The organism is Vibrio sp. THAF64 (genome assembly GCF_009363455.1).
GTDB lineage: Bacteria > Pseudomonadota > Gammaproteobacteria > Enterobacterales > Vibrionaceae > Vibrio > Vibrio coralliilyticus.
On record NZ_CP045355.1, the window covers coordinates 741,931 to 760,567 of the forward strand.

An 18,637-nucleotide genomic window follows, 5' to 3' on the forward strand; every position below is an offset into this window, starting at 1 on the left:
TAGGTGGTAAAAATGGAACTGGCTTAGAAATTAAGGGGTTTGTATGACACTTTTATTGCATGATCTTATTGCATTATTTTCAGTTGTTTATTGCGATCTGTAATATAATTGTCACCTAATCGAAATATTATACCCATGGGCAAATGCAGGTAAGTGAGAGAAATGGCCAAAGCCGAATTTTCATTGCGAGAACGTGATCGAAAGCGACTAATCAAAGATCGTTTAGTTCGGTTAGCGGTATCGACAGGTGGTGTCGGTGTTTTGGCTGCGCTGGTTTTGATCTTCGTTTATCTGGCAATGATGGTCCTGCCTCTTTTCTCTGACGCAAAATTCACTCCAAATGTTGCTATCCAGTCTATTACCACTAAAGCGCCAGTGGCTGCTGGAATTGATGATTATGGCGAGCATGCCTATGTGGTATCTGAGGCCGGTTATGTTGATTTCTGGTCGCTGACGAGCTGGTCACAACAGCCCAGTTTATCGGTTGAACTAGGCGCTCAGTATTCACTGTACAGCTCGGGCAACCCAGCACAGGGTTGGTTGGGTGCGGCAATGGCTAACGGCCAAGTGTTATTATATCGACCTGAGATGACCAGTCTTCTGCAGGGTGAGCAGCGTATATTTTCTCCCGAAGTTGATAACTTTTCTTTAGATTTTGATTTGCAGACAGAGTCAGGCTCAGCTCTAAGGTCGTTTGCTTTTGCTGTGGATAACAATGTCACCCTAGCTGGTTATTACCAAGATAACCGTGTTCGAATTCGTTGGCGTGATGCTAATCAGCAGATTCAGAATTTCGAGTTTCCTAAGCCATTTGTTGCTCTCGACCAGTTGCTTCTTACGCCTGATGGCAACACGCTTTACCTGAGAACCGGCTCTGAAGTCGTGATTGCCAAAAAAGGTATTGAAAGCTTCGTAGTGCGCGAAGTGGTCGATTTGAGTCAGGGCGAGGGCAAACACGCGGTGACGGATATTAAACTGCTGTCAGGCGCATATTCTTTGTTGGTCAGTCATCAGGATGGGTTAGTCTCTCAATGGTTTGATGTGTTGAGTGACGGGCAAAGACACCTCACTCAGATTCGTGATTTTAAACTGGCGTCGCAGCTGCAATTCTTGCTGCCTGATACGTACCGCAAGGGTTTTTACAGCTTTTATATCAATGGCACGGTGCAGAGCCATTACACCACCAGCGAAAAACTGGTGATTTTTAAACGAGCTTACGATAAAGCGCCGCAATTGGCGGCAATGTCTAACAATGAAAAGCACCTGCTAACCCTGTCCGACTCACAGCTCAATGTGGCTTACGTTGATAATCCATTCCCGGAAATCTCTTTATCTTCGCTGTGGCAGAAAGTCTGGTATGAAAGTTATCCAAAGCCGGAATTTGTTTGGCAAACCACATCGGCGAACGATGAGTTCGAAGCCAAATTCAGCCTAGTGCCCATCGCATTTGGTACGTTAAAAGCAGCAGCATTTGCCATGATGTTTGCTGTGCCGATTGCTGTATTAGGCGCAATTTACACAGCTTATTTTATGACGCCATCCATGCGCCGAGTGGTGAAGCCTTCGATTGAACTGATGGAAGCGCTACCGACCGTGATCATTGGCTTTTTAGCCGGGCTATGGTTCGCACCGATTGTAGAGAGCCATCTGGCGGCTGTGGTGTCGCTGATGTTGTTCTTACCCATTTCAACCGTTGCCATCGGGGCGATTTGGCACAAGCTGCCACGCACCTGGAGCAGTCGGTTCCCCAATGGTTTGCATGCGCTGATTCTGATGCCTGCGATGATGTTGTTTACTGTCGTGATTTTGGGTCAGAGTGGCAATATTGAACAGTGGTTGTTTAATGGTGATGTCCGTGCGTATCTTGCCGAGCAGGGAATTGGCTTTGATCAGCGTAACGCGCTGGTGGTCGGTTTTGCAATGGGCTTTGCCGTCATTCCTACCATTTTCACCATTGCAGAAGATGCGATTTTCTCGGTGCCAAAACATCTATCAGACGGCTCTCTGGCGTTAGGTGCTACGCCTTGGCAAACCCTGATTCATGTCGTGCTACTCACCGCAAGCCCAGGTATCTTTTCTGCCATCATGATGGGGCTGGGGCGTGCCGTCGGCGAGACCATGATTGTGCTCATGGCTACAGGTAATACGCCAATCATGGATTGGAATATTCTAGAAGGTATGCGCACCCTGTCAGCCACTATCGCAGTTGAAATGCCTGAGTCTGAAGTGGGCAGCTCTCACTATCGTATTCTGTTTTTGGCGGCGCTGATTTTGCTGGTGTTTACTTTCGCGGTTAACTCGCTCGCGGAATGGGTTCGTCAAAGGTTAAGGGATAAATATCGTGCGCTGTAATCGAAGTTATCCGAGGGGCATTGATCGTGTTTAAGTGGCTAAAGTCCGGTTCACCTTGGGTCTGGCTAACAGGCGGAGCAGTCAGCATTAGTTTGCTGTCAGTGCTTGGTTTGCTGCTGCTTATCGGTTGGAAAGGTTTGTCCTATTTCTGGCCTGCTCCCCTTTATCAGTGGAAAACTGAACAGGGTGACGTCTTGATTGGTCAGCTTTACGCTGAAGAATATGTGCCGATTAGCCACTTACGCGAAATGGACATTGCGCTCACTCCTGAAGTCGAGGAGAAAGGCTTAGTTCAAAGACTGAGTATTAAGATTGCCAATCGGGATATTTACCCTGCTGACTTTGTTTCTATTCTGGAAGTCGACTTACTTGAACGTTCAAAGCCTGAAGGTTGGGCGGTGATTGAACGGACCCGAGGTGGGGACTTTTACGGTCAACCGAAAGGATATTTTACTGCTGATGGCAAGGTAAGCGAGCAGGCTAAAACCGATGTTGAAAGCGCGCTGGTATTTGCCGATAAGCAACGTACTAAAATTGATCGCTTGGTAGAGAAGCAGATCAAAGTGATCAGTGCTCAGGCTGACAGGTTGCGCTTAGAGAAGAAAAGACGTGAACTGAATGGTCGCTTAGATGCTGAATTCATCAAACGTTACGACGCTCAATCGAGCATGTTTAGCCTGCAGCTCGCGGAAATGGAATCTCAGCTGGATGCACTGAGATTAGAATTAGAGCAGCAAGGCCTGATTGTCGAAGATATGAAGGGCAATCAGTACCGAATCCCACTTAGTCGGATTTTGGATGTTTGGTATCCAAACCAAATGACGATAGTTGAAAAAGTGGCTCAGTGGGCACATCAGGCATGGAAATTCTTATCCGATGATCCTAGAGAGTCGAACTCTGAAGGTGGCGTATTTCCGGCCATGTTCGGTACGGTTCTGCTGGTATTGATCATGTCGATTATCGTTATGCCATTGGGCGTGATTGCTGCTATTTATCTCCACGAATACGCGAAAAATAATGCTTTTACTCGTTTGATTCGTGTCGCGGTTATAAACCTCGCTGGTGTCCCATCAATTGTTTATGGGGTATTTGGACTCGGCTTTTTTGTCTATACCTTAGGCGGCTCAATCGATTCCCTGTTTTATGCTGAGAAATTGCCAACGCCGACATTTGGTACGCCGGGTCTCCTTTGGTCAGCGTTAACATTGGCGGTACTGACGCTCCCTGTTGTGATCGTGGCTACCGAAGAAGGTTTGACCCGCATCCCGAGCTCCGTCCGTCATGGTTCTTTGGCGCTCGGTGCAACTCAGTTTGAGACGATGTGGCGAATTGTATTACCAATGGCAAGTCCTGCGATCATTACTGGACTGATTCTGGCCGTTGCCCGTGCTGCAGGCGAGGTAGCGCCCTTGATGCTGGTGGGGGCGGTAAAATTGGCGTCTAGCTTGCCAGTTGATAGCCAATTCCCATTTTTGCATCTGGATAGAAAATTCATGCATTTAGGTTTCCACATCTATGATGTTGGTTTCCAAACCACTAATATTGAAAGTGCAAGGCCGTTGGTTTACGCGACGTCGTTCTTGCTGGTGAGTGTCATCGTCGGACTGAACCTGACGGCGATCAGTATTCGCAATAACCTACGCGAGAAATATCGAACTCTGGGGCAAGATTAAGAGATGTTTTCAGTCAATCAGACATTGGGCTATCAGGCACCATTAGACGTGAACAACCTGAGTGATGAACAGACGGCGATTGCAATCGAAGACCTAAACCTGTTCTATCAGAACACTCAGGCACTGAGCGATATCTCCATGCGCATTCCTAAAGGTCAGGTGACGGCGTTTATCGGGCCTTCAGGGTGTGGTAAGTCGACGCTCCTACGTTGCATCAACCGAATGAATGATCTGGTTGAAGGGTGCCGCGTGGAAGGGAAAGTGAAACTGCATAGCAAAAATATTTATCACCCACAGGTTGATGTGGCGACACTACGCCGCCGTGTTGGAATGGTGTTTCAGCGCCCGAACCCATTTCCAAAATCGATATATGAAAATGTGGTGTATGGCTTACGCTTGCAGGGTATTCGCAACAGTCGAGTTCTCGATGACGCTGTTGAGCGCTCTCTGCGTGCTGCGGCGTTATGGGAAGAGGTGAAAGACAGGCTGCATGAAAATGCGTTTGGTTTGTCTGGTGGTCAGCAGCAGCGTTTGGTGATTGCCCGTGCAATTGCGATTGAACCTGAAGTATTACTTCTTGATGAACCGACCTCTGCGCTGGACCCAATTTCCACTCTGACGATAGAAGAACTGATCAATGATCTTAAAACCAAATATACTGTAGTTATTGTTACTCATAACATGCAGCAGGCTGCACGGGTCAGCGATCACACGGCGTTTATCCATATGGGTAAGTTGATCGAGTACTCAGATACAGATTCAATTTTCACGTCACCATTGAAAAAGCAAACGGAAGACTACATCACAGGTAGATACGGTTAATAAGGGAGATACAGATATTTCATGAACTTTGGACGTCACATATCAGGACAGTTTAATGTCGAATTAGAATCCATCCGAACCCACGTTCTGACGATGGGAGGGCTGGTTGAGCAGCAGTTATCTTTTGCTATGCAGGCACTGCACAAAGAGGACATTGAGCTAGCGCGTAAAGTCGTGCGTGACGATCACAAAGTGAATGCGATGGAAGTCTCTATCGATGAAGCCTGCACACGAATTATTGCCAAACGTCAGCCAACGGCCAAAGACCTACGCTTGATCATGGCTATCATCAAAACCATCACCGATCTTGAACGTATTGGGGACGTGGCAACCAAAATGGCGTATGTGGCGATTGAAAGTCCGTCATCTCAAGAGCAGATGTTTCAGGTGTCCCTTGAACCACTTTGTCGTCAAGCGATAGGCATGCTGCATCAGGTTTTAGATGCATTTGCTCGTATGGATGTCGATTCGGCTGCGGAAGTGTATAAGCTGGATGATAAAATTGATGCGGAGTATGAAGCCGTTATCCGCCAGTTGATGACCTATATGATGGAAGATCCGAAGAACATTCCCCATATTCTACAGGTTATGTGGTCTGCACGCGCGATTGAGCGAGTAGGGGACCGCTGCCAAAACATCTGCGAATACATCATCTACTTTGTTAAAGGCAAAGATGTGCGCCACCTGGGTGAACAAAGCATTGATGATGCGCTGCGCTAAACACGCAGCGAAATACTGTTTCTTCTAATGGCTTAGCGAGCTTCAGTATTTTTCAGGAACAAAAGTTTGTTCTTCAATGGGAGCGCGGATGTAACCCTCTTTACTGAGCTCAGGCAGTGAGATTTCTGGATAGGTAAGTTCCTGATAATCAATTTGCTCCAGTAAGTGACTGATACAGTTTAAGCGAGCGCGCTTTTTGTCATCAGAGGGCACAACCCACCATGGGCACTGTTTGGTGTCTGTGTAGGCAAACATTTTGTCTTTGGCTGCAGAATACTCCGCCCAGCGATTGCGTGACTCCAAATCCATTGGGCTAAATTTCCAGCGTTTTACCGGTGTATTAATCCGTTCAAGGAAGCGCTTCTCCTGCTCTTCATCTGAAACTGAAAACCAATATTTGAGTAAAATAATCCCAGAACGCTGCAACATACGTTCAAATTCGGGGCATGATCGCAGAAATTCGTCATATTGTTCTTGGGTACAGAAGTTCATGACTTTTTCGACGCCTGCGCGGTTGTACCAGCTACGGTCAAATAAAACCATTTCACCAGCAGCAGGAAGGTGCGCCACATAGCGCTGGAAATACCATTGGGTCTTTTCTTTCTCGGTTGGAGCAGGTAGGGCTGCAATGCGACAGATACGAGGGTTGAGCTTTTCAGTGATACGTTTGATGACGCCGCCTTTGCCTGCCGCGTCTCGGCCTTCAAAAATCACAACGACTTTGAGACCCTCTTGCTTGACCCATTCTTGCAGCTTAACCAATTCAACTTGAAGCCGAGCCAGTTCCTTTTCGTAAAACTTTTTATCCAGTTTGCCTTTACTCATAAGACTCTCCTTTTGCTATCAAAAGGTTAGCATTTCAAAGTCAGGCGGGAGAGAAGAATTACGAAGAAGTGAGAGCTTTTACTACCTTTTCAATCGCTTGTGGATCCGTGACCGGGACAACAAGGTCATCAATATTCTGATTGCCCATTTTGGCTTGATCCGCGATGAGCTTCATTTTGCTTGGCCGTGTGGATTTACCCGATAAATGCACTTCCTGAACAGCAGATTCAGAAACGATCTTGCAGACATTTTCTGCGTTTAGGCCTGCGCCTGCCATAATTGAGAAGCGATTGTCAGCAAGCTCTACCATATGACGAAGAACATCAAGGCCTTGTTCGACGTTAGTAGCAAGTCCCGATGTAAGAACACGTTCGCAACCAAGTTCGGCAATATCTTCAATAGATCTCTGATAATCGGCGCATTGGTCAATCGCGCGATGGAAAGTGACGCCTAGATTGAGGGATTTGGCTTGGTTGATCAGACGTTTAGCGGCGTTCATATCAATATGACCATCCGCACTCAAAGTGCCAAGAACCACACCATGTAAACCAGCATCGGCAGCCGCTTCGATATCAATCAACATGCTTTTAATCTCTTCCTCGGTGTAGAGAAAGTCGCCCTGACGAGGACGAATCATGGCATACACAGGCACGGATGAGAGTTTGCCCGCTTGTTTCATCAAACCAAAGCTTGGTGTGAGGCCACCTAGTGCCAGTGATGAACAAAGTTCAATACGGCCTGCACCACCTTCAATTGCACGGTGAAGGGATTCAATGTTATCGATACAGACTTCGACAATATAACTCATCTCAATTTTCTCATGACGACTAGACGGTAGAAATAGTAACTCAGAGATGAGTAGGGAATTAGGGTAAACGTGAGGCGATTAGTTTCCCCTAAAACAAAAAACCTCAGCAATTGCTGAGGTTTTATACATTTGTTTAGCGTGATGTTATGCTGCGTCTTCTTGAGCTGAATCTTCTTCAGCGTCTTCAACCGCTTCAATTTTCTTTTTCTTTGGCGCAGGTTTACGTTTAGCTCCAAGTGCGAAAAGTACTTCTTCTTTGTTTTGTGCCAGGAACATAGCCAAGTCTTCTTGCTTGCCTTCATCTTCCAGCAACTCACTTTTACCTAGTAGCTCAAAAAGCTCATCAGCCATATCAAGCATTTTGTCATAGGCGTCAGCTTCCGCTTTAGAGGTAAAAGTCATTTTCTCTTCTCCGTTGCGTTCTACCACGTACTTGACGATTACAGCCATGGTTGGTCCTCTAACTCAAAATTAATGGAATTCATTACTGTCTGTTTATACAGTTTTTAACCAATTAAGTCCAGATAGCGAGCTCAACTCTGAGAGCTGAGCAATGTGTTTGCTGATAGTATGAGCAATTGGTTGATTATCTAAACAAACTTAGGGCAGAAAAAGCGTGAACTCTTGTGCGATTGGGAGAGTGTTCAGTCTGGCTGAATGCAGCATGAAAGCAAATTGCTCATCGCCATGTTAGCCACGGCATGGATCATTTCTTCTGAAATATCATCCACCGAGTGGACGGATAAACCGTTAAGAACAGTCGCAAGGTAGTGGCTCATTACTCTCGGGTTGGCGCCTTCGATCAATTGACCTTCTTGTTGCGCTTTTTCAAACCTTTGGTGGAGAGTCTCTCCCATCTCATTGCGGCTAGCCATCAGGGTTTGCTTGATGGTGCTGGCTTCTGAGCTGCAAGCCAGTGCGCCCTGTATCATTAGGCAGCCTTTTGGTTTTTCATCGCAGCAGTGTGCTTGAGCAGAGCCAGACAGAATACCAGTAATGACGTCGCGGATGTTTTTCTGTTCAAGCGCCTGATAGAAGAACTCGCTTTCACGTCGCTTGTACATATCAACGGCCTGCAGGAAGAGCTGTTCTTTGTTGCCGAAAGTCGCATACATGCTGGGTTTATTAATCCCCATAGCTTTCGTTAGGTCTGTGAGTGATGCACCCTCATACCCTTGATTCCAAAAAACTTTTAATGCCTCTTCTAACGCTGTCTCTTGGTCAAAACAGCGTGGTCGGCCAGAAGTTCCGCCTGTCATAAATCTATCTGTCACTTATTCCTGAACTCCCTTAAATGGTAATGCGGCTGTCATACGTTGTCTATATGCAGTAATCATTCATTTTATAAATTTATCTTGATCTAACTCAAAACTTGAGATTATTATACCGATCGGTACAAAAATAACGGTAAGGATAGCGAGATGGTAGGTAAACACCTTAGAAATCCTCTTCTACTAATCTCAATTGCAGCACCTTTGGTGTTGTCGGGATGTCAGGATTCACACGCAGAATCAGCTGCGACAGCGCCACCACCGCCTGGGGTTGAAGTGGCTCAGGTATTAATTGAAAAAGTCACTGAGTTAGATGAGTACTCAGGTCGTCTGGAGTCACCTCAGACAGTTACTGTGATGCCTCGCGTTTCGGGTTATGTCGATAAAGTTCACTTCCAAGAAGGCAGTGTGGTTGAAGCGGGAGATGTACTGTTTTCCATCGACAATCGTCTGTTCGCGGCTGAAGTGACACGCCTTAAAGCGGAGCTCAGCAGCGCTCAAACTAGCCTTAATCAGGCGATCAAAGACTATGAACGTGCTCAGCGTCTGAGCAAAACCAAAGCGATTTCTCAGGAAACTGTGGATGCCCGATTTGCGGATAAGCAGCGCAGTATTGCCAGTGTATCTGCATTAAAAGCCGCGTTAGCTCAAGCTGAGTTGGATCTGGAATTCACTCTGGTTCGCGCCCCTATCGACGGTAAAGTTTCTAACGCTGAAATCACCAAAGGTAACTATGTGACGACTGGCCAAACTGTGCTGACCTCGTTAGTTTCGACTTCTCATATGTACGCCTATTTTGATGTTGATGAGCGTAGCTACCTGAAATATCAACAGCTTAATAACCTTCTACCTGAAAATGGTGAAGCGGAAAATGTAGTGCAGATGGCGCTAGCGAATGACACCGGTTATCCGCATGTGGGTTACATCGACTTCGTTGATAACGCGATTGACGAAACTACGGGTACGATTCGAGTCCGCGCTGTGTTTGATAACGAAAAGCAAAACTTACTTCCGGGTATGTTTGCCAAGTTACGTATTGCAGGCTCAGCGAGCTACCAGGGCGTTCTGATCGATAACAAAGCGATTGGTACTGATTTGAATAACAAGTATGTATTGGTGCTTGGCGACGACAACGTAGTTCAGTATCGCGCTATCTCACTTGGTGAAGGTGTTAACGGCTTGCGTATTATCGCTTCTGGTTTGAACGCGGGCGATAAGATTGTCGTCAATGGCCTGCAGCGTGTACGTGCCAATATGCCAGTGACGCCAAATGAAGTCTCTATGGTGGATGAAAACACTCTCGCGAGCATTCGCCAGCAACAGGCGCTACTTGATCAGCAGCGCAATGAGCTTCTGACTTTGCAAGTGAACTAAGAAGGAATCATTGCAATGTTTTCTCAGTTTTTTATACGTCGGCCGATTTTCGCTTCCGTATTGTCGATATTGATTTTTATCGGCGGTGCGATCTCAGTGTGGCAGTTGCCTATCACTGAGTATCCGGAAGTGGTGCCGCCGACCGTTGTCGTGACGGCGACCTACCCGGGAGCAAACCCTAAAGTTATTGCCGATACCGTTGCCTCTCCACTCGAAGAAGAGATTAATGGTGTGGAAGACATGTTGTACATGTCTTCGCAGGCGACATCAGATGGTGTAATGACCTTAACCGTGACTTTTGCCATCGGTACCGATGTGGACAAGGCACAAACACTGGTTCAAAGCCGAGTGGATCGCGCTTTACCTCGCTTGCCAGAAACTGTGCAGCGCTTGGGTGTGGTGACAGAAAAGTCCTCACCGGATCTGACGATGGTGGTTCACCTAATTTCACCTGATGAGCGTTATGACCTGCTATACCTAGCGAACTATGCGGCACTGAATGTCAAAGATGAGTTGGCTCGTATCGAAGGTGTTGGTGCGGTTCGATTGTTTGGTGGCGGTGAGTACAGTATGCGTATCTGGCTGGACCCAAACAAAGTAGCCGCTCTCGACATGAATCCAAGCGAAGTGATTGCCGCGATTCAGGAACAAAACCAACAAGCTGCGGCAGGTAGTTTGGGTGCGCAACCAAGTGGCGACTCTGACTTCCAGCTATTGATCAATGTGAAAGGTCGTCTAAGCGAAGTTGAAGAGTTTGAAAACATCATCATCAAAGTGGGTGAAGATGGTCAGGTTAACCGACTCAGAGACGTAGCGCGTATTGAGTTAGGCGCAGAGACATATTCTCTTCGCTCAATGTTGGATAATCAGGATGCGGTTGCTATTCCTATTTTCCAAGCTTCTGGCTCTAACGCGATTCAGATTTCTGATGATGTACGAGCGAAGATGGAGGAGTTGTCGCAAACCTTCCCACAAGGTGTGAGTTACGAGATCGTTTATGACCCAACAGTGTTCGTGCGTGGCTCAATTGAAGCAGTCGTTCAGACATTGCTCGAAGCTGTCTTGCTGGTGGTACTGGTTGTCGTTCTATTCTTGCAGACTTGGCGCGCTTCGATCATTCCATTGGTAGCAGTACCTGTATCACTGGTTGGTACGTTTGCCTTTATGTATCTGATGGGGTTCTCGCTCAATGCCTTGTCCCTGTTTGGTCTGGTATTGGCGATTGGTATTGTCGTCGATGACGCCATTGTTGTCGTCGAAAACGTTGAGCGGAATATTGAAGAAGGTTTAGCACCGATTGCCGCGACTGAAAAAGCGATGCGAGAAGTAACGGGGCCAATCGTTGCAACGACCTTAGTCTTGGCGGCGGTATTTATCCCGACGGCGTTTATGTCTGGTCTAACCGGGCAATTCTATAAACAGTTCGCTTTGACGATTACTATCTCAACCTTTATTTCAGCGATTAACTCGCTGACCTTAAGTCCTGCGTTATCAGCGCTATTGCTACGTGGTCACGATCAGCCGAAAGACTGGTTAACCCGCGCTATGGACAGATTGTTTGGCCGCTTTATCTTTGCACCGTTCAATAAGCTATTTAATCGTGGTGCTATGGTATACGGCTACGCGGTGACCAAGACCATCCGTTTAGGGGCCTTGATTGGCTTGATGTATGTTGGCTTGCTTGGCTTGACAGCTTATCAGTTTGATCAGACTCCTACGGGCTACGTACCGGGGCAGGATAAGCAATATCTGGTGGCGTTTGCACAATTACCAGATGCAGCATCACTGGATCGAACTGAAGCGGTGATTCGTGAAATGTCGGAAATCGCACTGGCGCAGCCGGGGGTCGAACACTCTGTAGCTTTCCCAGGACTGAGCATCAATGGCTTCACCAATAGCCCGAATAGCGGCATTGTGTTTACACCATTGGCCGACTTTGATGAGCGTCAAGATCCAAGCTTGAGTGCCAACGCGATTGCGATGCAGCTTAACCAGAAGTTCGCTTCGATTCCAGATGCCTTTATCGCTATTTTCCCACCACCGCCTGTACAGGGGCTGGGTACTATTGGTGGCTTCCGTCTCCAAATTCAGGACAGAGCAAACCATGGCTATGAAGCTTTGTATGGTGTCACTCAACAAGTGATCATGAAAGCTTGGGCGCATCCAGCATTGACTGGCGTATTCTCAAGCTATCAGGTTAATGTGCCTCAGCTTGATCTGGACGTCGATCGTACCAAAGCACTCAAGCAGGATCTGTCTCTTGACGATGTGTTCTCTACACTTCAATCCTACATGGGTAGTACCTATGTCAACGACATCAACCGTTTTGGCCGAACTTATCAGGTCAATGTTCAGGCTGATGAAGAGTTCCGTCAGACACCAGAGCAAATCCGTCAGCTTAAGGTTCGCAATGCCGATGGCGATATGATTCCTCTGGGGGCTTTTGTTGATGTTAACTACAGCGCAGGCCCAGATCGTGTGATGCATTACAACGCGTATACGACGGCTGAAGTGAACGGTAGCCCAATGCCAGGCTTTAGCTCAGGTGAGGCGCAGGCAGCGATTGAGCAGATCCTTGCTGAGACTTTACCTATTGGCATGACGTATGAGTGGACAGAGCTGACCTACCAGCAGAAGTTGGCTGGTGATACTGCTACGCTGATTTACCCTCTGGTAATCTTGTTGGTGTTTCTTGTGCTGGCGGCTCAATATGAAAGTGTTCGTTTACCTATGGCGATCATATTGATTATCCCGATGACATTATTGTCGGCGATCAGTGGTGTGATCATGTGGGGTAGCGATAACAACATCTTTACCCAGATTGGTCTGATTGTACTGGTTGGTCTGGCGACGAAGAACGCTATCCTGATCGTTGAATTTGCTAAGGAGTTGCAGGACAAAGGTCGTACTGTCATGGAGGCGGTTCTAGAGGCATCGCGTCTGCGTTTACGCCCGATTCTGATGACATCGATCGCTTTCATTATGGGGGTCGTACCTATGGTGTTCTCTACCGGTGCGGGTGCTGAAATGCGACAAGCCATGGGGATCGCAGTGTTCTCTGGCATGATTGGTGTCACGGTATTTGGTCTGTTACTCACGCCACTGTTCTATTACGTGCTGGCAAAACGTAGCCCAGCTAAGCAGAAGCAAGAGGAACAAAAATTGGCGCTTGAGCCTGCAAATGAATCCACTGTCTGATCTCTCTGATTTGAGTGATTAGAAGGGCAGCCCTGGTGATTGGGGCTGCCTTTTTTTATTGCCAGTTATGACAGAAGTCGATGAAGGATTTGAGTAGCGGGCTTTGATACTTTTCTTTGTGTACCAGCAACCAGAAGCGCCTTTTCATATCCAGCGGTAACGTCAGTTCGACCACTCGACCACTACGAATCGCGGGTTCCGCCGACAAGCGCGATAAACAGCCCAGGCCGAGGCCAGCAGAAACGCTGTTGATCAGTGCTTCAGTGGTGTTGAGCTGAAACGCTTCTTGCCAGTGTTCAAGGCGTGGTGCAATCACGCGTAAGAAAAACTCCCGTGAACCCGAACCGGGCTCGCGCAGAATCCATTCGCTGTTTTCCAGCTCTCCGATTGGGTGTTGAGGAGATTTAGCAAAGGGAGAATCTGGCGCACAAATGACACACATTTCATCTTGACCAAACTGAGTGGAAATTAGTTGAGGATGTAAGGTTTTGCCTTCTATTAATGCCAGATCCAGCTCATAGTCGACCAGTTTTTCGCAGATCAAAGCAGAGTTTGAAATAAATAAGCTCTGCGATTTGTGGCCTGTCTGCTGGCGAAATTGGTTGAGCATATAAGGGGCGACTTGATTACCAATCGTATCACTGGCGCCAATTCTGAGCAGCCCGCTTAGGGTTTGGTCACCGTCAAACAGCTGGTCGATATCCTGAGCGCGATGCAATAGCTCGTCTGCCAGTGGCAGTAGTTTTTGCCCCTCCTGATTGAGAACAAGGCGATTATTGACCCGATCAAATAATGAGTGACCGAGCTGTTTCTCCAGTTCTGATAACGCCATACTGACGGCGGCTTTGGATAAAAACAGCGCTTCCGAGGCGGCAGTCAATGTGTCGTGCTGAGTAATGGCAATGAACACTTTCAACTGTTTAAGGGAGATATTGGCAGCCATAATAATAACGTTAAACTATTCTGAACGAGTGTTTTAAATAATTAGATATATTCGAACATTTAGCAAGCGTATTATTGTCTCTGTAGAAGAAAGAATGTGAGGCAATGATGATTCAAGCGACAAAAGCAAAAGTGATGGGTGCACCGACACCTATGGCAGGATTAGCGCTAGGGATTGCCAGTTTAGGTTGGTGCTGGGAGAACTTTGCGCCTTTAAATGGTTATGGCCAGTTGGGCGGGGCAGCGATAGCAAGTGTGTTACTCGTGGTTCTGGCGGTCAAATTTCTGTTTCATAGACATCTGCTGAATCAGGACTTGGCGCATCCTGTTGTTGGTAGTGTCGTCCCTACATTCGCTATGGGCACTATGGTGGTGTCGAATTCACTCGGCCATTTTTCCCCAGTGATGGGTGATGTGCTTTGGCTAGGAGCGGTTGGCCTGCATATTGTTTTCCTTGTCAGCTTTATCTACCACCGAATTCAGGAGTTTGAACTGCATCACATGGTGCCAAGCTGGTTTGTACCACCTGTGGGCATTATTGTCGCGGATGTTTCGTTTTCGGGGAACCCTGACTTGGCTGTGATTGCGCATGGTGCATTGATATTCGGCATGTTGGCGTATTCTGTGATGCTACCAATGATGATTTATCGCTTTATGTTTACCCATCAGGTGCCTGATGCAGCCAAGCCAACCTTAGCCATTATGGCTGCACCCGCGAGCTTATCGCTGGCAGGATACCTGACAGTTTCAGCACAGCCATCGCCTGTGATTGTTGGTTTGTTGTTTGGCATTGGTGTATTGATGACAGCGATTATCTACCTCGCATTTTTCAGATTGCTGAGGTTACCATTTAGCCCTGGTTATGCCGCGTTTACTTTCCCGATGGTTATAGGCTCAACTGCGTTATTTAAGCTAGCAGGGTGGATGCAGCAGACAGGTATTGACGCTCGGTATGTTGAGCAGGTGCATACTCTAGCGAGTCTGGAGCTGTTAGTGGCGACTGGAGTTGTAGGGTATGTAGCATGGCGTTACTTCAGCTTCTATCAGCCTCATAAGGTCATAGTGCGTAATGCGTAACCTTTTGATGCACTGACAAGCGTATAATTATCAAGAAAGCTATGCACTTATGCTAATCTCAACCCAATTGCGGCAAGAATAGTGTGAGTGCATTTTGTTTACTGTCTACCATTCCAACCAAGTTGACGTTTTAAAATCCTTACTCGTCGAGTTGGTTCGGCTCAATCCATTAGAAAACCCATTCGAACAAGAGCAAATTCTGGTTCAGAGTCCGGGTATGTCGCAATGGCTGAAAATGGAGCTCGCTAAAGAGTTTGGTGTTGCCGCAAACATTGAATTCCCGCTGCCTGCCACCTTCATCTGGAATATGTTCACTCAGGTGTTGCCTGATGTGCCACAGCGAAGCGCCTTCAACAAAGAAGCCATGACCTGGAAGTTAATGTTTATTCTTCCCAGCCTTCTTGAACAGGTGGAGTTTGAGGCACTTAAGCGCTACCTAGTGGATGACGATGATCAGAGTAAGCTCTATCAACTTGCCGAAAAAATCGCTGATATTTTCGACGGCTATCTGGTTTATCGCCCTGAGTGGATTGCCAGTTGGGAAGCAGGCCAAGTTGTAGCTGAGTTGGAAGAAGAACATAGCTGGCAGCCTATTCTGTGGCAGGCACTGTACGATCACACTATTGAGCTAGGGCAGTCGCCCTATCATCGTGCCAACCTTTACGAACACTTCATCGATACGCTGGAAAACTACAGCGGTAAGTTTGATCATCTGCCGAAGCGATTGTTTGTGTTTGGCATCACTTCGCTACCTCCTCGCTACATGGATGCGCTGAAAGCCATCGGTGAGCATATTGATGTCCATCTGATGTTTACTAACCCCTGTCGTTACTACTGGGGCGAGGTACGCGATCGTAAATACCTCGCGCGCTTGGCTGCTCGGCATCGACAACATCTGGTATGGAAGCAAGACCATTCCGAGCTCGAAGGTGAAACACAGCAGCTGAAAGGCGATATTGAGCAAAACCTTGATGACGAACTGCACACCAATGTGGTGGGCAACAGCTTACTCGCGTCAATGGGCAAGTTGGGCAGGGACAACATGTATTTACTGTCTCAACTGGAGTCTCATGAAATTGAAGCTTTCGTTGATATTGAGCGTGACTCTCTGTTACACCATTTACAGGCCGATATCCTTAATCTTGAAGAGCATCAGGATGACAATACCCTCGATGACAGCCATCACAAGCAAGTGATTGATGAGTGGGATCGCTCGGTCTCATTGCATGCTTGCCACAGTCCAATGCGTGAAGTGGAAGTACTGCATGATCAGTTGCTGGCGATGTTTGATGCCGATCCAAGCCTAAAACCACGCGATATCATTGTTATGGTGGCGGATATTAATGCCTACAGTCCGGCCATTCAGGCGGTGTTTGGTAATGCGCCGGGTGAACGATTTATCCCTTATTCCATCTCCGACCGAACGGCTGATCAGGAAAGCCCGATCTTGCATGCGTTTATGCAGGTTGTGAACTTGCCAAATACTCGCTGCCTTGCTTCTGAGTTACTCGAATTGCTCGAAACGCCTGCTATTTTGGCGCGATTTGGTTTGAATGAAGATGAATTCATTCAAGCGAAACAATGGGTCGAAGAGTCGGGCATTCGCTGGGGGCTCAATCACCATACTGGAGAAGAATTTGATTTGCCCGAAACCTCGCAAAACACTTGGCAATTTGGCATTCAGCGCATGTTGCTCGGTTACGCTATGCCTGAATCTGCTGGGTTGCTGGAAACCGAAAGCGGGCTGTTGTCCCCCTATAATCAGGTCCAGGGGATGGGAGCAGAGTTAGCGGGGAAACTGGCTCATTTCATCGAAACCGTCAGCCATTACCGTAGCCAATTGGCTCAGACTCAGTCCATTGAACACTGGCGTGAAACCTTGACGGTTGCGCTGGATGACTTCTTTAGCGTCGATCTGGAAGGAGAAGCGGCGCTTAAGTCTATTCGGGATACGTTGACGTCATTGAAAGATCAACTTCAAGAAGCGGCGTATGAGCAGGATCTGACGCCAAATATTGTCTCTCAATACTTGCACAACAAACTCTCCGGAACCCGAGTCAGTCAGCGCTTCTTAGCAGGCCAAGTGAATTTCTGTACTCTGATGCCAATGCGCTCGATCCCATTCCGCACTGTCTGCCTGCTTGGAATGAACGATGGGATTTATCCGCGAACGGTTCCGCCTGAAGGGTTTGATTTGATGAATGGCCGGGCGAAGCCCGGCGACCGCTCTCGTCGGGATGATGACCGATATCTATTTTTGGAAGCCTTGTTGTCAGCGCAACACACGCTCTATATCAGCTATGTGGGTCGCTCGATTCAGGACAATACGGAGCGCGTACCGTCAGTATTGGTGTCTGAGTTGATGGAATATTGCCAACAAAACTACTGTCTGGCAGGAGATGAAGCGTTAGCAGTGGACGAATCGGGTCAACGCCTGTTGAACTGTATTAGTGCCAGTCACTCTATGGTGCCGTTTAGCCCGAGTGCTTTTGTTGAACATAATGCCAGTTACGCTAAAGAGTGGTTGCCTGCGGCGAATCGACAAGGACAGGTTGGTGGCCAGTTCAATCGCCAGTTAAGTGATTACCTATTGGATGCAGTCTATCCGCTTGAGCTGGATTTGGTTGAGTTACAACGCTTCTGGCGTTTACCTGTGCAGTATTTCTTCAATCGCCGTCTCAAGGTGGTGTTTGAGCCTCCGTTACCTGTAATGGAAGATGATGAGCCATTCGTTCTCAATGGCTTAGAAAGCTACCAAATGCGCGATAGCCTGTTGGAATTATTGCTTGAACATCAGCTCAGTGGTGCAGGAGATCAGCAAGCTATCATTAACGATTTCATCGCACATCAACGTGCTCAAGGTAAGCTACCAGTAGGCGCATTTGGTGATATCGAATTTGAAACCAATCGAGTACAGGCTGAAGAGCTGGTAGAAAAGCTCACTTGGTTATGTGGCTCACCGAGCGACGATCTTGAAGTGAAACTGACCTTTGATGTGCTGGGAGAAGGAAAGCCTGTTCAGCTGACAGGTTGGCTAACTCAAAGCTATCAATCGGGCTTAGTTCGTTTTCGCAGTGGGCGAATACGTGCTCAGGATTATCTTGCTGTCTGGATCGATCATTTGGCTATGAACGCGATGGGGCATCAGCAATGCTCGCATATGGTGGGTTATGACCGCAAAGAAGGAGCCGTGCACCTCACGTTTCCGCCTCTCGAGAGTGCGGCTGCTGCTCACTCGACGCTGGGAGAGTTGGTTCGCTTGTTCTATCAGGGAATGACAACGCCTTTAACGTACTTCCCGAATACCGCTTTAGCTTGTGTAGAAGCGGGCTTTAGCCGTGGTAATTGGGCTGATGATGAAGAAAAGTCACTCAAGAAAATGGCAGACACATTTAACGATGGTTACCTTAGTCATGGGGAAGGCGCGAACGCTTACATTGCTCGTATCTGGCCTGAATGGAGCGATGAGTTGGCGATGCAAGTCAGGACGTTGACGGCATTAGTGTTACAAGCGCCGAGACTGGCAGTGAAAGATAATCAAGAGATAGAGAAGTAGGTGGCCGCCAGGAAATCAT

General features: G+C 47.6%; 13 protein-coding genes. 8 read left to right on the forward strand and 5 right to left on the reverse strand.

What is annotated here, in order from left to right:
• The first annotated feature begins 162 nt into the window (after nucleotides 1-162).
• From FIU99_RS03440 to phoU, 4 genes are read left to right on the forward strand one after another with little or no spacing between them, the layout of a single operon-like run.
• Nucleotides 163-2,352: an ABC transporter permease subunit gene (locus FIU99_RS03440; RefSeq protein ID WP_152472019.1), complete on the forward strand. Its 2,190-nt coding sequence runs from the start codon at nucleotides 163-165 to the stop codon at nucleotides 2,350-2,352.
• Nucleotides 2,353-2,378: 26 nt separating this feature from the next.
• A complete protein-coding gene (pstA, locus tag FIU99_RS03445; protein ID WP_006959737.1) occupies nucleotides 2,379-4,025 on the forward strand; it encodes a phosphate ABC transporter permease PstA in 1,647 nt (548 codons plus the stop codon).
• Between the two features lie 3 nt (nucleotides 4,026-4,028).
• Nucleotides 4,029-4,847 carry a phosphate ABC transporter ATP-binding protein PstB gene (pstB, locus tag FIU99_RS03450; protein WP_006959735.1) on the forward strand — a complete coding sequence of 273 codons (819 nt, stop codon included), beginning with the start codon at nucleotides 4,029-4,031 and terminating at the stop codon, nucleotides 4,845-4,847.
• Between the two features lie 21 nt (nucleotides 4,848-4,868).
• Nucleotides 4,869-5,567, forward strand: a complete 699-nt coding sequence (phoU, locus tag FIU99_RS03455) for a phosphate signaling complex protein PhoU (RefSeq protein WP_019274141.1) — start codon at nucleotides 4,869-4,871, stop codon at nucleotides 5,565-5,567.
• 42 nt (nucleotides 5,568-5,609) lie between these two features.
• On the opposite strand, the gene ppk2 is transcribed toward phoU, so the two are convergent.
• From ppk2 to FIU99_RS03475, 4 genes are all read right to left on the reverse strand, one after another.
• Nucleotides 5,610-6,392, reverse strand: coding sequence for a polyphosphate kinase 2 (ppk2, locus tag FIU99_RS03460; RefSeq protein WP_006959733.1), 783 nt, complete (start codon nucleotides 6,390-6,392; stop codon nucleotides 5,610-5,612).
• 58 nt (nucleotides 6,393-6,450) lie between these two features.
• On the reverse strand, nucleotides 6,451-7,200 hold the full coding sequence (locus FIU99_RS03465; protein ID WP_006959732.1) for a copper homeostasis protein CutC: 750 nt from the start codon (nucleotides 7,198-7,200) through the stop codon (nucleotides 6,451-6,453).
• A 144-nt stretch (nucleotides 7,201-7,344) separates the two neighbouring features.
• Complete coding sequence (locus tag FIU99_RS03470) at nucleotides 7,345-7,650, reverse strand: YebG family protein (RefSeq protein ID WP_006959731.1); 306 nt, start codon at nucleotides 7,648-7,650, stop codon at nucleotides 7,345-7,347.
• 194 nt (nucleotides 7,651-7,844) lie between these two features.
• Nucleotides 7,845-8,474: a TetR/AcrR family transcriptional regulator gene (locus tag FIU99_RS03475; protein ID WP_236612173.1), complete on the reverse strand. Its 630-nt coding sequence runs from the start codon at nucleotides 8,472-8,474 to the stop codon at nucleotides 7,845-7,847.
• 147 nt (nucleotides 8,475-8,621) lie between these two features.
• On the opposite strand from FIU99_RS03475, the gene FIU99_RS03480 reads away from it, so the two are divergent.
• A complete protein-coding gene (locus tag FIU99_RS03480) occupies nucleotides 8,622-9,845 on the forward strand; it encodes an efflux RND transporter periplasmic adaptor subunit (protein WP_006959729.1) in 1,224 nt (407 codons plus the stop codon).
• A 15-nt stretch (nucleotides 9,846-9,860) separates the two neighbouring features.
• Nucleotides 9,861-13,043, forward strand: a complete 3,183-nt coding sequence (locus FIU99_RS03485; RefSeq protein WP_006959728.1) for an efflux RND transporter permease subunit — start codon at nucleotides 9,861-9,863, stop codon at nucleotides 13,041-13,043.
• Between the two features lie 55 nt (nucleotides 13,044-13,098).
• On the opposite strand, the gene FIU99_RS03490 is transcribed toward FIU99_RS03485, so the two are convergent.
• Entirely contained in the window at nucleotides 13,099-13,986 is an 888-nt protein-coding gene (locus FIU99_RS03490; RefSeq protein ID WP_006959727.1) for a LysR substrate-binding domain-containing protein, read from the reverse strand.
• Between the two features lie 107 nt (nucleotides 13,987-14,093).
• Between FIU99_RS03490 and FIU99_RS03495 the strand changes: the two genes are divergently transcribed.
• On the forward strand, nucleotides 14,094-15,062 hold the full coding sequence (locus FIU99_RS03495) for a TDT family transporter (RefSeq protein WP_039951792.1): 969 nt from the start codon (nucleotides 14,094-14,096) through the stop codon (nucleotides 15,060-15,062).
• A gap of 94 nt (nucleotides 15,063-15,156) precedes the next feature.
• Entirely contained in the window at nucleotides 15,157-18,618 is a 3,462-nt protein-coding gene (gene recC / locus FIU99_RS03500) for an exodeoxyribonuclease V subunit gamma (RefSeq protein WP_006959725.1), read from the forward strand.
• Nucleotides 18,619-18,637: the final 19 nt, after the last annotated feature.

Bases quoted from the DNA above. Each gene is read 5' to 3' on its own strand.
- FIU99_RS03440 (WP_152472019.1), top strand. From the start codon at position 163: ATGGCCAAAGCCGAATTTTCATTGCGAGAACGTGATCGAAAGCGACTA.
- pstB (WP_006959735.1), top strand. From the start codon at position 4,029: ATGTTTTCAGTCAATCAGACATTGGGCTATCAGGCACCATTAGACGTG.
- phoU (WP_019274141.1), top strand. From the start codon at position 4,869: ATGAACTTTGGACGTCACATATCAGGACAGTTTAATGTCGAATTAGAA.
- ppk2 (WP_006959733.1), bottom strand. From the start codon at position 6,392: ATGAGTAAAGGCAAACTGGATAAAAAGTTTTACGAAAAGGAACTGGCT.
- FIU99_RS03465 (WP_006959732.1), bottom strand. From the start codon at position 7,200: ATGAGTTATATTGTCGAAGTCTGTATCGATAACATTGAATCCCTTCAC.
- FIU99_RS03470 (WP_006959731.1), bottom strand. From the start codon at position 7,650: ATGGCTGTAATCGTCAAGTACGTGGTAGAACGCAACGGAGAAGAGAAA.
- FIU99_RS03480 (WP_006959729.1), top strand. From the start codon at position 8,622: ATGGTAGGTAAACACCTTAGAAATCCTCTTCTACTAATCTCAATTGCA.
- FIU99_RS03485 (WP_006959728.1), top strand. From the start codon at position 9,861: ATGTTTTCTCAGTTTTTTATACGTCGGCCGATTTTCGCTTCCGTATTG.
- FIU99_RS03490 (WP_006959727.1), bottom strand. From the start codon at position 13,986: ATGGCTGCCAATATCTCCCTTAAACAGTTGAAAGTGTTCATTGCCATT.
- FIU99_RS03495 (WP_039951792.1), top strand. From the start codon at position 14,094: ATGATTCAAGCGACAAAAGCAAAAGTGATGGGTGCACCGACACCTATG.